Origin of the sequence: Streptomyces sp. GESEQ-35 (assembly GCF_017948485.1) — a bacterium.
Classification (GTDB): Bacteria; Actinomycetota; Actinomycetes; order Streptomycetales; family Streptomycetaceae; genus Streptomyces.
In genome coordinates this window covers 219,794-234,020 of record NZ_JAFFSX010000014.1, presented here as the reverse complement: position 1 = coordinate 234,020, position 14,227 = coordinate 219,794, and the positions used below count along the sequence as shown (strand labels likewise).

12 protein-coding genes and 1 pseudogene are annotated in these 14,227 nt (G+C 69.6%); 9 read left to right on the top strand and 4 right to left on the bottom strand.

Annotated elements, in window-relative coordinates; translation table 11 throughout:
• The first annotated feature begins 161 nt into the window (after positions 1–161).
• From KCH87_RS26835 to KCH87_RS26790, 9 genes and pseudogenes are all read left to right on the top strand, one after another.
• On the top strand, positions 162–1,985 hold the full coding sequence (locus tag KCH87_RS26835; protein ID WP_308298925.1) for a coagulation factor 5/8 type domain-containing protein: 1,824 nt from the start codon (positions 162–164) through the stop codon (positions 1,983–1,985).
• Positions 1,982–2,785: pseudogene (locus tag KCH87_RS26830) on the top strand (ThuA domain-containing protein); the annotation flags it as partial. The gene KCH87_RS26835 and the pseudogene KCH87_RS26830, both read left to right, overlap by 4 nt.
• 162 nt (positions 2,786–2,947) lie before the next feature.
• The gene (locus tag KCH87_RS49275) at positions 2,948–4,375 is read left to right on the top strand and encodes an ROK family protein (RefSeq protein ID WP_374199038.1); all 1,428 of its coding nucleotides are present in this window, start codon (positions 2,948–2,950) and stop codon (positions 4,373–4,375) included.
• 25 nt (positions 4,376–4,400) lie between these two features.
• Positions 4,401–5,207, top strand: coding sequence for an ABC transporter permease (locus tag KCH87_RS26815; protein WP_210588817.1), 807 nt, complete (start codon positions 4,401–4,403; stop codon positions 5,205–5,207).
• Positions 5,204–6,004, top strand: coding sequence for an ABC transporter ATP-binding protein (locus KCH87_RS26810; RefSeq protein WP_210588816.1), 801 nt, complete (start codon positions 5,204–5,206; stop codon positions 6,002–6,004). The genes KCH87_RS26815 and KCH87_RS26810 overlap by 4 nt, the downstream gene beginning before the upstream one ends.
• Positions 6,005–6,045: 41 nt before the next feature.
• Complete coding sequence (locus KCH87_RS26805; RefSeq protein ID WP_210588815.1) at positions 6,046–7,023, top strand: aliphatic sulfonate ABC transporter substrate-binding protein; 978 nt, start codon at positions 6,046–6,048, stop codon at positions 7,021–7,023.
• Positions 7,020–8,471, top strand: a complete 1,452-nt coding sequence (locus tag KCH87_RS26800) for a sulfatase-like hydrolase/transferase (RefSeq protein ID WP_210588814.1) — start codon at positions 7,020–7,022, stop codon at positions 8,469–8,471. The genes KCH87_RS26805 and KCH87_RS26800 overlap by 4 nt, the downstream gene beginning before the upstream one ends.
• Positions 8,472–8,486: 15 nt before the next feature.
• Positions 8,487–10,799, top strand: coding sequence for a family 43 glycosylhydrolase (locus KCH87_RS26795; RefSeq protein WP_210588813.1), 2,313 nt, complete (start codon positions 8,487–8,489; stop codon positions 10,797–10,799).
• Between the two features lie 80 nt (positions 10,800–10,879).
• Positions 10,880–11,356, top strand: coding sequence for a DUF6069 family protein (locus KCH87_RS26790; protein WP_210588812.1), 477 nt, complete (start codon positions 10,880–10,882; stop codon positions 11,354–11,356).
• A 60-nt stretch (positions 11,357–11,416) separates the two neighbouring features.
• Here KCH87_RS26790 and KCH87_RS26785 read toward each other — a convergent pair whose 3' ends face one another.
• The 4 genes from KCH87_RS26785 to KCH87_RS26770 all read right to left on the bottom strand — a co-directional run bounded on the left by KCH87_RS26785 (position 11,417) and on the right by KCH87_RS26770 (position 14,173).
• On the bottom strand, positions 11,417–12,118 hold the full coding sequence (locus tag KCH87_RS26785; RefSeq protein WP_210588811.1) for a CPBP family intramembrane glutamic endopeptidase: 702 nt from the start codon (positions 12,116–12,118) through the stop codon (positions 11,417–11,419).
• Between the two features lie 39 nt (positions 12,119–12,157).
• Positions 12,158–12,964 (bottom strand): SAM-dependent methyltransferase, encoded by an 807-nt coding sequence (locus KCH87_RS26780; protein WP_210588810.1) that lies wholly within the window; start codon positions 12,962–12,964, stop codon positions 12,158–12,160.
• Positions 12,965–13,049: 85 nt separating this feature from the next.
• Positions 13,050–13,301 carry a DUF397 domain-containing protein gene (locus tag KCH87_RS26775; RefSeq protein WP_210588809.1) on the bottom strand — a complete coding sequence of 84 codons (252 nt, stop codon included), beginning with the start codon at positions 13,299–13,301 and terminating at the stop codon, positions 13,050–13,052.
• Complete coding sequence (locus KCH87_RS26770) at positions 13,298–14,173, bottom strand: helix-turn-helix transcriptional regulator (protein ID WP_210588808.1); 876 nt, start codon at positions 14,171–14,173, stop codon at positions 13,298–13,300. Before KCH87_RS26770 ends, KCH87_RS26775 begins: the two co-directional genes overlap by 4 nt.
• Positions 14,174–14,227 lie beyond the last annotated feature (54 nt).

The following is a 14,227-nucleotide window of genomic DNA, read 5'->3' as shown; positions in this document are numbered from 1 at the left end:
CAACCAAGAGTACCGCGGTCGGGGAGCCCGGGACCACCCCGGAGGGGCGGCCGCCCGGCGGCCAGGGGAATGGCAGGGGGTCTCGGCGGACGAGGAGGGCCGACCGCCCCTTCCCCACCCACCCCCCCCACACCCGCCGCTTCGGCGGCACAGGAGAAGACGTGCTCCGAATTCCGAGGCCACCCATCAGCGGCCGCCACCGTTTCATCAGGTCCCGCGCCCCGTGGACAGCGGCCCTCGCGGCCGCGGCCGCCGCCGTCCTGGTCTTCACCCTCCAGCCCGCCGGGGCCGCCCCGGAGGGCGCCGCACAGGGTTCCCAGGTCACTAACGCGAACACCAAAGCCGAGGACGTCGACCTCGGCCCGAACGTGGAAGTCTTCGACCCGTCGATGTCGTCCTCGACGATCCAGAGCCGGCTGGACGAGATCTTCCAGCAGCAGGAGACCAACCAGTTCGGCTCCGAGCGACACGCCGTGATGTTCAAGCCCGGCACGTACGACGCGGACGTCAACGTCGGCTTCTACACCCAGGTCCTGGGCCTCGGCGAGTCGCCCGACTCCGTCACCATCAACGGCGCCGTGCACGTGGAGGCCGACTGGTTCCCGCCGCAGAACGCCACCCAGAACTTCTGGCGCGGCGCCGAGAACCTGTCGGTCAACCCCACGGGCGGCACGGACCGTTGGGCGGTGTCGCAGGCCTCCGCCTACCGGCGTATGCATGTCCGCGGCAACCTGGAGCTGAGTGACGGCGGTTGGTCCAGCGGCGGCTTCATGGCCGACACCAAGATCGACGGTCAGGTCAACTCCGGCAGCCAGCAGCAGTGGCTGACCCGCAACTCGCAGCTCGGCAGCTGGACCGGCTCCAACTGGAACATGGTCTTCGTCGGCAGCCAGGGCGTGCCCGGTGACAGCTTCCCCAACCCGCCCTACACCACCGTGAACGAGACCCCCACGGTGCGGGAGAAGCCCTTCCTGTACGTCGACGACGCCGGTACCTACCAGGTGTTCGTGCCGTCCCTGCGCGCCGACTCCTCGGCCACCACGTGGGCGAACGGGAACGCCGCGGGTACCTCGCTCGGCCTCGACCAGTTCTACGTCGTCAAGCCGGGCGCGACCGCCGAACAGATCAACGCGGCTCTGGCCGAGGGCAAGAACCTGCTGGTCACCCCCGGCGTCTATCACCTGGACCAGACCCTGAAGGTGACCCGCCCCGACACGGTCGTCCTGGGCCTCGGCCTCGCCACGTTCATCCCCGACAACGGCATCACCGCCATGACGGTCGCCGACGTCGACGGAGTGAAGCTCGCGGGCGTCCTCTTCGACGCCGGGACCACCAACTCGAAGACGCTCGTGGAGATCGGCGAGTCAGGTGCCTCCACCGACCACGCGGCCAACCCGACCTCCCTGCACGACGTGTACTTCCGCGTCGGCGGCGCCGCCGTCGGCAAGGCGACCACCAGCCTTGTCGTGAACAGCGACGATGTCATCGGCGACCACATGTGGATCTGGCGCGGCGACCACGGCACCGGTATCGGCTGGGACAGCAACACGGCCGACACCGGACTGATCGTCAACGGCGACGACGTGACGATGTACGGCCTGTTCGTCGAGCACTACCAGAAGCACCAGACGATCTGGAACGGCAATGGCGGGCGGACGTACTTCTACCAGAACGAGATGCCGTACGACCCGCCCAACCAGTCGGCCTGGATGAACGGCTCCACGCAGGGCTACGCCGCCTACAAGGTCGCCGACTCGGTCACCAGCCACCAGGCCTACGGGCTCGGCAGCTACTGCTTCTTCAACGTCAACTCGAGTGTCACCGCCGAGCATGCCTTCGAGGTCCCCGACAACCCGAACGTGCGCTTCCAGAACATGGTGACCGTGTCGCTCGGCGGCACCGGGACGATCCGGCACGTCATCAACGACCAGGGCGGCCCGTCCAACTCCTCCACCAACGTGGCCAACCTGGTGAGCTACCCGTGAGGCGGCTCGCGGCACGACTGGTGATTCTGCTGGCGCTGGTGCTGGGGCTCACCGCCCCGGCCCACGCCGGGCACCGGGCTCCCGACTTCAAGGTCGTCGCCTTCTACAACGGGACCTGGGACGCCGCCCACATCGACTTCGTCAAGGAGGCCAACGAGTGGTTCCCGCGGACTGCCGCGGAGAACAACTTCAGCTACACGGCGACCACCGACTGGAACCTGCTCGCGAACGGTGGCGTGAACGACTACCAGGTCGTCCTGTTCCTGGACGACGCCCCGCAGTCCGCGGCCCAACGGACCGGATTCGAGCGGTACATGCGGGCCGGCGGTGCCTGGATGGGCTTCCATGTCTCGGCGTTCACCACGAACGCCGGGGGCTGGCCCTGGTACTACAACCAGTTCCTCGGCAGCGGGAACTTCAAGTCCAACACCTGGGGGCCGACGACCGCGATACTGCGCACCGAGGACCGCACCCACCCCTCCACCACCGGCCTGGGCGAGACCTTCACCTCGGCCGTCAGCGAGTGGTACAGCTGGTCCAACGACCTGCGGACCAACCCGGACATCAAGATCCTGGCATCCGTCGACCCGGCGAGCTTCCCCCTGGGCACGGATCCCAACCAGTCCTGGTACAGCGGCTACTACCCGATCCTCTGGACCAACTCCCAGTACAAGATGCTGTACGCGAACTTCGGCCACAACGCGATGAACTACGAGACCAACACCCGGCTGTCCTCCACGTTCGCGAGTCCCACGCAGAACCGCTTCCTGATCGACGGGCTCAAGTGGCTCGGCGGTGCACAGGAGAAGTAATCACCTCCACGGCAGCCCCCCGACCAGGTCACCGTCGGCAGGGGCTGCCGTTGCGTGTTCAACGCCCCGATTGTTGCCCGCAGATGACAATCCCTCCGTGCGCCCGCTTTATTTTTTCCGGACTGTTGACGAAAAACGTGGGCCGTCTTCATGCTGTGCCACATGCCACAGCACCACGACGGCCCACTGGCGCGGCTGCGCCGGGGGCACGAGGAGCTCGTACTCGACCTCCTGCGCAGGCACGGCCCGCTCACCCGGGCCGAGTTGGGCAGGCACAGCGGGCTGTCCCGGACGACCTTGTACGACATCATCGCCGCGCTTGTGGACAGCGGGGCCGTCGTGGCCTCGGCTCCCGCCCCCGCCGAGCGCAGGCGGGGGAGGCCGGTCGAGACGCTGACGCTCCGTCCGGAGGCGGGGCAGGCGATCGGCATCGACTTCGCCCGGCGTGCGGTGCACGTGGCCGCGGTCAACGTCGCCCACGAGGTGATCGGTTCGGCGGGTGAGCCCCATGCACCGGACCTCCCCTGGGAGGACCGGGTGGACCTCGCCGAGCGGCTGCTGGGCTCGCTGGCCGGCGGCACTCTGCGGCTCGGAGCGCTGAGCGCGATCGGGGTGGGCGTGGTCGGCCCCGTCGAGGACATGGCGGTCCGGGACGCGGCGGTTGCGGACATGGCGGTCCGGGACGCGGCGATCGAGCGCACGGCGGCCGAGCGCACGACGGCCGAGGACGCGGCGGCCGAAGCACCGGACGCGCGGGGTGAGCCCGACGCGACCTCCCTCCAGCCGGACATGGCTCCCGGCCCCCCAAGCCCCCCGACCGACCTCGCCCCCGGCCCCGACGGTCCCCGCTTCGCCCCCGACCCCAGCCCCGAAGGTCCCCGCCTCGACCTCGCCCCCGCGGGCCCCCGCGCCGACCTCGCCCTCCTCCTGCGTAAACGCTTCGGCGTTCCCGTTCTCGTCGACAACAACACCCGTCTCGCCGCTCTCGCCGAGGCGACCTGGGGAGCGGCCGCCGGTGACCAGGACGTGCTGTATCTGCGGCTGTCGCACGGTGTCGGTGGCGGGCTCGTCGTGGGCGGTTCGCTGCACCGCGGCGCGCACGGGCTGTCCGGCGAGTTCGGGCACATCACCGTCGAGCCGGACGGGCGCCGATGTTCGTGCGGCGGGCGGGGGTGTCTGGAGACGGTGGCCTCCGTCGGCGCCGTACTCGACGCGTACCGCCGGGCGGACGACCTGCCCGCGCTGCTCGCGGCCCTCCCCGCCGACCCCGCCGCTCGGCGTGTGCTGGACGCGGCCGGCTCCCGTATCGGCACCGTACTGGCCGCCGTGTGCAATGCGATCGGACCCGGCGTCATCGTGCTCGGCGGTGAACTCGCCGCGGCCGGCGACGTTCTGTTCGAGCCCGTCGCGCGGGCGCTGGCCGAGCACCTGATGCCGATCTCACGGCACCGCGTCGACCTGCGCCCCGCGTCGCTCGGTGAGACGGGCGGCGCGCTGGGCGCCATCGCCCTGGTCCTGCACGAGTCGCCCCTGCTCGCCCGCTATCCCGCACCCCCGGATCCCCTGGAGGAAACATGACACCCCTGCGCCGGGCGAGGCCGCCATGGCCGTGATCACCGCGCCCGACAAGACGCCCATGACGTCCGCGCCCCGACGCGGCCGGCGCACCGTCCCCGCACTTCTGCTCAACCTGATCGCCCTCGTCATCGGCGTCGCCGTGTGGGCCGTGGCCGCCGCGACCGGCCTGGTGGACGTCCCCGGCCCGCTGTCCGTGGGCTCCAGGGCCGTCGACCTGCTGAAGGACGGCACCCTTGTCGAGGACGCGCTGGCCAGTCTCCGCCGGGTGTTCCTCGGATTCGCGCTCGGTACCCTGCTCGCCGTTCCCGTCGGGTTCCTGATGGGCTGGTACCCGGTGGCCCGCGGCCTCCTGGAACCGTACGTCCAGTTCTTCCGCACCGTCCCACCGCTGGCGATCATCCCGCTGGCCATCGTGCTGATGGGCATCGGCGAGACACCGAAGGTCTTCGTCATCTTCCTGGCGGCGTTCCTCTCCAGTGTGGTGGCCGCCTTCCAGGGTGTGATCGGCGTGGACCGCACACTGATCAACGCCGCCCGGGTCCTCGGTGCCCGGGACCGGATCATCTTCCTCAAGGTGGTGATCCCGGCGGCCACCCCGTTCCTGCTCGTCGGCATGCGCATCGGGCTCGGTGCGGCGTGGGCGACCGTGGTGGCCGCCGAACTCATCGCCGCCGACAAGGGATTGGGCTACGAGATGATGCACGCCCAGACCTACTACGACATCCCCACGATCTTCGTCGGGCTGATCACCATCGGTGTGATCGGGCTCCTCATGGACCGGCTGCTGCTGCTCGCCGAACGGCGCCTGACCGGATGGCAGGAGCGGCGATGAGCACGGAACTTCACAAGGGCACCTCACAGGCCAAGATCTCCTTCCAGGACGTCGTGCGCACATTCCCCATGAAGGGCGGCGACTTCACGGCGCTCGACGGGGTGTCGCTGGACATCGGAGACCGCGAGTTCGTCACCGTCGTCGGGCCGTCCGGCTGCGGCAAGTCGACGCTGCTCAATCTGGCCGGGGGACTGGTGGAACCGACGTCGGGTCAGGTCCTCGTGGACGGCGCGTCCGTCACCGGGCCCGGTCCCGAACGGGGCGTGATCTTCCAGCAGTACGCGCTCTTTCCCTGGCTCACCGTGCGGGGCAACGTCGAGTTCGGCCTTAAGCTCACCTCGCTGCCGGCCGCCGACCGCAAGCGGCGCGCAGAGCAGGCGATCGACCTGGTCGGGCTCTCCGACTTCGCCGACGCGCTGCCCAAGACGCTCTCCGGCGGGATGAAGCAGCGATGCGCGATCGCCCGCGCGTACGCCGTCGACCCCGAAGTGCTGCTCATGGACGAGCCGTTCGGAGCGCTGGATGCGCTGACCCGGGTGCAACTCCAGGATCAGCTGCTGGAGACCTGGACCCGGCAGAAACGGACGGTCATGTTCATCACGCACGACGTGGACGAAGCCGTCTACCTGGCGCGCCGCGTCGTCGTCATGGCGGCCCGGCCGGGCCGGATCCACCGCGTCATCGACGTGGACCTGCCGTATCCACGGACCGAGGAGCTGCGGCTGTCGCCGGAGTTCGCCCGGATACGCAACGAGATCTGGCACTCCGTCTACCACCAGGCACCGGCTGCTGTCTGAAACTCCCTTACCTCTCAAGGCCGTTCGAAGGATTCAATGTCATGAGCATGACTCGCCGTGGGTTCATGTCGGCGCTCTCCGTCACATCACTGTCGCTCTCCGTGTCCTCGTGCGGCTCCTCCGGCAGCGGCAGCGGTGCGGACGTCCGGTTCGGGTATATCGCGGACTACAACGGGGCGAGCCTGCTGGCCATCGCCGACGAGCAGGGGCTGTGGAAGAAGCACGGCATCTCGGCCTCGTACAAGACCTTCGTCAACGGGCCGATCCAGATCCAGGCGCTCGGCACCGGCAACCTCGACTACGGCTACATCGGCCCCGGCGCCATGTGGCTGCCCGCGTCCGGAAAGTCGAAGATCGTCGCGATCAACACGCTGACGTACGCGGACCGTGTCATCGCCAAGCCCGGCATCACCTCCATCACCGGCCTGAAGGGCAAGAAGGTCGGCGTGCCCGAGGGCACGTCCGGCGAGATGGTGCTCAACCTCGCGCTACAGCAGGCAGGGATGACGATGGACGACATCGACAAGGTGGTGATGGACGCGCCGACCATCGTCTCCGCGTTCGCGTCCGGGCAGATCGACGGCGCCGGGATCTGGTATCCGCTGATTGCGACCATCAAGGAGAAGGTGCCCGGCCTGGTCGAGGTGGCGAGCACGCGGGAGATCGGCGGCAGCTTCCCCACCGCGTTCGTCGCCGGGGACGAGGTCGAGCCCGCGACCGACGAGAAGGTTGTCAAGGTGCTTCAGGAGGCCAACGACTGGCGGGCCGCCCACCACGAGGAGTCGATCGCCCTCGCCGCGAAACTGCTGAAGGTCCCCGAGGACAAGGTCAAGGCGGACGCCGACAACGTGCAGACGATGACGACCGCCGAACTCGTCGCCAGGACGAAGGACGGGACCGTCGGCAAGTGGCTCGACGGCATGAGCGACTTCTTCGTCCGCACCGGTCAGCTGAAGCAGGCGCCCGCCGCCGACACCTTCTACGCGGCCGACGTCTACACGAAGGCGGCCGCCCGGTGAACGTCCTGTTCCTGATGACCGACCAGCACCGCGTCGACACGCTGGGCTGTTACGGCAACCCGCACATCAACACCCCGCACCTGGACCGCCTCGCGGCCACCGGAACCCGCTTCGACCGCTTCTACACGCCCACCGCGATCTGCGCCCCGGCCCGCGCCAGCCTGCTCACCGGCCAGGCCCCGTTCCGCCACCGGCTGCTCGCCAACCACGAACGCAACGTGGGCTACTTGGAGGATCTGCGCGAGGACGCCTTCACTTTCCCCTCCGCCCTGGCCGACCGGGACCACCAACTGGGCCTGATCGGCAAATGGCACGTCGGCACCCACCGGAACGCCGCCTCGTACGGCTTCGACGGCCCCGACCTGCCCGGCTGGCACAACCCCGTCGACCACCCGGACTACCTCGCCTACCTGGAGGAGCGGAACCTGCCGCCGTACCGCATCACCGATCCGGTGCGCGGCACCACACCCAACGGCAACCCCGGCAACCTGCTGGCGGCCCGCCTCCAACAGCCCGTCGAAGCGACCTTCGAGCACTATCTCGCCACCCGCGCCATCGAACAACTGGAGAAGTACGCGGCGGACGGGCGCCCGTTCTTCCTGGCCACCCACTTCTTCGGCCCGCATCTGCCCTATCTGCTGCCCGACGCCTACTACGACATGTACGACCCCGGACTCGTCGAGCTGCCGCCGTCGATCGCCGAGACCTTCGAGGGCAAGCCGCCGGTGCAGCGCAACTACAGCGCCCACTGGGCCTTCGACACCATGCCGCTCCAGGTCACCCGCAAGCTCATCGCCGTCTACTGGGGCTACGTCACCCTCATCGACGAGCAGATCGGCCGCATCCTCACCCGCCTCGACGAACTCGGCCTCAGCGACGACACGTCCGTCTTCTTCACCGCGGACCACGGCGAGTTCACCGGCGCCCACCGGCTGCACGACAAGGGCCCGGCGATGTACGAGGACATCTACCGCATCCCCGGGATCATCCGAGTCCCCGGCCAACCACCCCAGGTTCGGCCGGAGTTCGTCACCCTCACCGACTGCACCGCGACCATCCTCGACCTCGCGGGCTGCGATGTCTCACCCGCGACCGACAGCCGCAGTCTGCTGCCCCTGGTGCGCGGCGAACACCCGCAGTGGCCCGCGGAGTTGCTCGCCGAGTTCCACGGCCATCACTTCCCCTACCCGCAGCGGATGCTCCGCGACGACCGCTACAAGCTCGTCGTCAATCCGGATTCGGTGAACGAGCTCTACGACCTGCACGCCGACCCGCACGAACTCGTCAACCGCTACTCCCACCCGGAACTGGCACCCGTGCGCCGCCGTCTGATGCGCCGCCTCTACGACCTGCTCCGGGAGCGCGGCGACAACTTCTACCACTGGATGACATCGATGTTCGACATCGGCGCCTTTGACCACGACCCGACCCTGAGCTCCTTCGAGTAGAGAGGTCACTCCCGCATGAGTCGCAGACGCAAGGCCCTCGCCGCGCTGTCCGGCGTGCTCCTCGCCACGCTGCTGTCGCCCACCGGTCGGGCGACGGCCGCTCCCGAGCCGTCACCGGCGTACCAGAACCCTGTGACCACGGACGTCGTCGACACGTTCCCCGACCCGGTGATGATCCGTGGCAAGGACGGCTACTGGTACGCCTACGGCACCCAGAACCCCGTCTTCCAGAGCCAGGGCGAGACCGGCGAACGCATTGTGCCCATCCTGCGGTCGGCGGACATGACGCACTGGAGTTACGCCGGTCAGGTCTTCACGCCCGAGTCCCAGCCCGCCTGGCACGAGGGCTCCCGGCTGTGGGCACCCGACATCCGCTACACCGACGGCCACTACAGCCTCTTCTACTCGGTGCCGGGCCAGGACACCGTCGGCGTGGCCACCGCACCCACGCCCACCGGGCCGTGGACCGACCGGGGCGCCGTCCTCCCAGCCGAGAGCGGCTGCGCCACCGGCGACATCGACCAGGCCCAGTTCACGGACGTCGGCGGACAGCCGTATCTGTACTGGGGCAGCTACGACACGCTCTGCGTGGCGCGGATGAACGGTGACCGTACGCGGATCGAGGGCGCGGTCACGCAGGTCGCCCAAGGGCGCCGTATGGAGGGCGGGTTCGTCGTCCGGCGGGGCGGCTACTACTACCTCTTCTACTCGGATGCCGGATGCTGCGACGGCGCTTTCAGCGGCTATCAGGTCAAGGTCGGTCGCGCCACCAGCCCCACGGGCCCCTTCACCGACGACCGGGGCATCGACCTGATGGCGCCCACCAGCAAGGGCGCAGTGGTGCTGGGCGCGAGCGGGAATCGGTGGATCGGGCCCGGCCACAACGCCCTCCAGACCGACCTGTCCGGCCAGGACTGGCTCGTCTACCACGCAGTCCCCGCCGACGATCCGGATCTGAAGCCGGTGCCCGGCATCGACCGGACGCTCAGCAGGCGGCCGATGCTCATCGACCGGCTCGACTGGATCGACGGCTGGCCGGTGGTGCGGGCCGGCGCGGGCCCGTCGGAGGGCGTCGAGCGGGCGCCGGTCACCGAATGGAGTGTCGGCAGCACCTTCAACGACGGCTCGCTGTCCGGCTGGCACGGCGCGGGTGGCTGGGTGACAAGGACCGAACGGGACGCGGGCGGCTACGTCACCCCCGCCGGCGGTACTCCGGCCCACCTGGTCTCGGACCGTGCCGCTCCCGCAGACCTACGCGCGGAGGCCGATCTGCGGGTGACGTCCCCGTCCGGCGCCGCCGGGCTGCTCGTCGATTACGCGAACCCGGACAACCACGTCGTCGCCCGGCTGGACAAGGACCGGAACGCACTGGTCACCGACGTACGGGTGAAGGGTGTCAGCGTCGGCGAGCAAGTGACCGTCCTCCCCTCCGGATTCCAGTGGAACGCGTGGCACAACGTCGCCGCCGAGATCCGCGGTACCCGGCTCACCGTCGAGGTCGGCGCGGACCGGCTGCACGACGCCGTGGTCACCCAGGCGCGTAGGCTGCCCGCGGCCGCCGTCCGGGCCGGGAAAGTCGGCATCACCGCCCGCGGCGCGGGTGCGGCGGCCGACAACGTGGGCGCCGCTCGCCTCTACCGACCCGTCACAGCGCGCGTGCCCGACCCGCGCACGGGACCGCAACTGCCCGCCTACAGCGACGAGTTCGACAGCGCATCCCTCTCGCCGGAGTGGACCTGGGTCCGCGGCCCGGCCGCCGGAGCCACGACGGGCGACGGTGTGCTGTCCTGGCCGACCCAGAACGCCGAGCTCCACCTCGGCACCAACACCGCATCCGTGCTCACCCGACCCGCGCCGCCGGGCGATTTCACCGTGGAGACCAAGGTCCACCTCGCCTCCGGACCGGCCAACCGGCAGGCGGGTCTCGTGCTGTACGGAAACGACGACCGGTACGTCAAACTCGTGCACGCCGTGCTGCCGTTGAGCCATACCGGCGGCCAGGTCACGCACGTCACCGAGTTCGGCAAGGAGGGCGCCCGTCCCACCACCACACCGCCGACACCGGTGGCGTACGGCCCCATGTTCGGCGGGCCCACGGCGGACACCCTGTGGATGCGCCTGTCGTACCACGCCGACATCGCCGGCGACGAGCACGAGGTGCGGGCCGCCACGAGCACGGACGGCGAGCACTGGACCTGGACCGGCGTCTGGACCCTGCCCGACGAGCAGCCACTCAGGATCGGCCTGGTCTCCCAGAACACGGCCGGCGCCACCGCACGCTTCGACTACGTACGCACTTCGAAGAATTCGAAGAACTTGCCCCGGTGACCGCTCAGTTCTGCGGCGGGGCTCGGTCTAACTCCACGAAAGGCATACCGAGCCCCGAAGCCGAAACAGGAGACCCAACCATGAGCGTGACCGCGTCCCAGACCCGGACCATCGCCCAGTCCCCGTCCACGCCCCGCTCCCTCCGCTTCCTCGACACACGCCCCGTATGGCTGGTCGGTGTGCTGGCGACCCTCGCGGGCGCCGTGGTGACCGAGGTGTTCGCGCTCGTCTTCCGGGCGGCCGGTGTGCCGATGGCCGCGGCGAGTCCGGGGGCGAAGGAGGCCGCGGAGATCCCGGTGGGCGGCTTCGCCGGCGGAGTGATCTTCTGGTCGATCGCCGGAGTCGTCCTCGCCGTGGCCCTCGCCCGCTGGGCCAAGCGGCCCGCCCGCACCTTCACGGCGATCACGGTCGCGCTCACCGCGCTGTCCCTCGCCGGCCCCGCGGTCGCCCCGCACACGGCCACCTCCACCCAGATCGTCCTGGCCGTGTCGCACGTCGTGGCCGCCGCTGTCATCATTCCCCTGATCGCTCGCCGGCTTGGTCACCGGAGCCGGTGACTCGGAGACCAACGCCGTCCGACCAGCCCCGCCTTCGGCAGCTGCCGAGGAGCGGGGCTGTCAGCTGTCCAGCCACCACCGTGGTGCCGCCCAGGCCAGCGCGTAGCCGAAGGCGTTGACCGACCAGTGCAGAGCCGCGGGCGCCAGCAGGCTGCCCGAACGGCGGCGCAGCTCGCACAGGACGACCCCGGCCACGGCCGTGACGGCGATGGCCGCGGCGACGGTTGCCACCACAGCTGCCGAGCCGTCTCCGAAGGCCGCGCCGACGGCGGCGTTGGAGCGGTTGAGGCCACGGGAGGGCATCAGATGCCAGAGCCCGAACAGCAGCGATGACACGGTGGTGGCCCACGCTGTGCCGTACCGGCGCCGGATCATGGCCCACAGCACGCCACGGAACGCGGTCTCCTCCAGCAGCACGGTGCCGAACGGCACCCGTACCAGCGTTCCCCACAGCAGCCGTCCCAGGGACAGATCGGCCGCCCGGGAGTCCCGGAACGCCTCTCGGCCCGCCGGAACGGCAAGGAGGAGGAGCAGGACGAGAAGAACGATTCCGGCCAGGACGGGAGCCCACCGCAGTCCCCGCCGAATCCCCGCCGGGTCCAGTCCCAGCTCCGCAGGGGTGAGCCCGTCCCAGCGGGCGATCATCAGCAGGACGGCCGTGGCGGTCACGCAGGTGATGACGTACATGACGGGGTTCCGCGCGAGCCAGTTGTTGAGCAGGTTCGCGACGGCCAGCAGGACGACGGCACACACGATCGGCATCGGCTACAGAATCCCCGACAGGCAGGATCTGGGCGACGGCTACGGCTTGATGCCCACCCCCGTCCACAGGCTGACCTCGGCGTCCGAGGCGGTGGGCGTGTCGTCCGGGCGCCAGCGGTGGCCGACGGTGATGCCGGGGTCGAGCAGTTCGAGTCCGTCGAAGAAGCGGGCGACGTCTTTCTGGGAGCGGAACTGCACCGGCGTACCGGCGTTCGTGTAGATGTCGGTGACCTTCTGCCAGGTCGCCGGGTCGAAGTCGGGAGTGCAGTGGCTCAGAGCCAGCGCGCTGCCCGAGGGGAGCGCGGCCAGCAGCCGGCCCAGGATGCCGTGCGGGTCCTGGGCGTCCGTGACGAAGTGCATCAGGGCGTTGAGCGACAGGGCCACGGGCCGGTTCAGGTCGAGGACCTCCGCCAGCTCGGGGGCGTCCAGCAGCGCGTCCGGGTTGTTGACGTCGGCCTCGATGTACGTGGTGCGGCCCTGGGGCGTGCTGCGCATCAGGCGCTCGGCGTACTTGAGGACGAGGGGATCGTTGTCGGCGTAGACCACGCGGGCCTCGGGGACCGCTGACTGGGCCACCTGGTGCAGGTTCGGCTCGGTGGGGATGCCGGTGCCGATGTCCAGCCACTGGCGGATGCCGTGCTCCTGTGCGAGGACGCGGGTGGCGCGGTGCATGAACGCACGGTTTTCGCGGGCGCACACGAAGATGCCGGGATAGGCCGCCGCCACGGTCTCGGCCGCCCGCTTGTCGACCTCGAAGTGGTCCTTGCCGCCGAGGTAGTAGTCGTACATCCGGGCAGAGTGGGGCCTGCTGGTGTCGATGTCCCGCGCGGCGTGGGGGTTGGTCATCCTGTCCCTTTCGGTGTGGTGCGTGGGGGTGTCGGGCAGGTCGTGGCCGGGGGGTGGCTCGGGTCCTTCCCGCTGATGAGAGGGTTCAGCCGGTTGCCAGGTGGTCGGCGAGGCCGCGCTTGACCCCGGCGACGAACGCGGCCATCTCGGCCGGGGAGTAGATCAGCGCGGGGCCGGCGGGATCGGTCGACTGCCGCAGGGCGACGCGGCCGTCGGAGAGCTGCTTCGTCTGCACGCACTGGCCTCCGTTGGGGCCGCTCCACGGAGACTCCCAGCCCTGCTCGCCGAGGTCCGACGCGGGCATCCCGTTGTAGGCGTGACCGTCGATGGTGGTCATGAGTACTCCTTGCGCATGCGGTTCAGGAGTGCCCTGCTGTCCGTGTCCGAGGTCAGCAGGGACATGCGGTTGTGCGCCTCGAGATGGGCCGCGACATCGGAGCGCTGGTCCAGATACATGGCACCGGTCAGGATCTCCGTGTAGACGATGTCGGGCAGTTCCGGCTCCTCGAAGCGGAAGTAGGTGTACGGGGCGCACACCCCGACATGGGCGCCGGCGGTGAAGGGCACGACGTCGACGCTGACGTGCTCCAGCTGAGAGACCTCCAGAAGGCGTTCGATCTGCTCCCGCATGATCTCGGAGCTGCCGACCACCCGGTGCAGTACGGCCTCTTCCATCACCACCCACAGCGTGGGGGCGTCGGGTCTCTCCAGCAGGCCCTGGCGACGTAACCGCAGGTCAACACGGCGCTGAAGGTCCTCGTCGCCGTCGTTGGGGAACCCTCCGCCCAGCACTCCGCGTGCGTACCGCTCGGTCTGAAGCAGCCCCGTGACGTAGTGGGGCTCGTAGGTGCGCAGGGTTTTGGCGCCGGTCTCCAGACTCACGTAGGCGCTGAACCAGTTCGGCAGCACATCGCGGTACGCATGCCACCAGCCGGGCTCGTTGGCCCGCTCGGCGAGGGCGACGAACTCGTCGATCTCCTGCTGGTCGGCCCCGTAGGTCTCGAGCAGCTTCTCCACGTAGAGGGGCTTGAGGGCGACCTCCGCCTTCTCCAGGCGGCGGATGGTCAGGGACGTCACTCGCAGGGCCTTCGCCGCGTCCTCCAGCGACGCGCCGGCCTCCCGCCGGCGATCTTGCAGCCGGCGGCCGAGGATCATGCGGAGAACGGTGGGTGCGCCGGCGGTGCCTGCGCCCGAACGACCTTCGCTCACGCCCTACCTCCTGATGGATCGTCATCGGTTCGACGCTGACAGTGACTTCATGAT

Coding starts and splice junctions, on each gene's coding strand:
- KCH87_RS49275 (WP_374199038.1), top strand. CDS start 2,948: ATGCTGTGCCACATGCCACAGCACCACGACGGCCCACTGGCGCGGCTG.
- KCH87_RS26815 (WP_210588817.1), top strand. CDS start 4,401: ATGGCCGTGATCACCGCGCCCGACAAGACGCCCATGACGTCCGCGCCC.
- KCH87_RS26810 (WP_210588816.1), top strand. CDS start 5,204: ATGAGCACGGAACTTCACAAGGGCACCTCACAGGCCAAGATCTCCTTC.
- KCH87_RS26805 (WP_210588815.1), top strand. CDS start 6,046: ATGAGCATGACTCGCCGTGGGTTCATGTCGGCGCTCTCCGTCACATCA.
- KCH87_RS26795 (WP_210588813.1), top strand. CDS start 8,487: ATGAGTCGCAGACGCAAGGCCCTCGCCGCGCTGTCCGGCGTGCTCCTC.
- KCH87_RS26790 (WP_210588812.1), top strand. CDS start 10,880: ATGAGCGTGACCGCGTCCCAGACCCGGACCATCGCCCAGTCCCCGTCC.
- KCH87_RS26785 (WP_210588811.1), bottom strand. CDS start 12,118: ATGCCGATCGTGTGTGCCGTCGTCCTGCTGGCCGTCGCGAACCTGCTC.
- KCH87_RS26780 (WP_210588810.1), bottom strand. CDS start 12,964: ATGACCAACCCCCACGCCGCGCGGGACATCGACACCAGCAGGCCCCAC.
- KCH87_RS26775 (WP_210588809.1), bottom strand. CDS start 13,301: ATGACCACCATCGACGGTCACGCCTACAACGGGATGCCCGCGTCGGAC.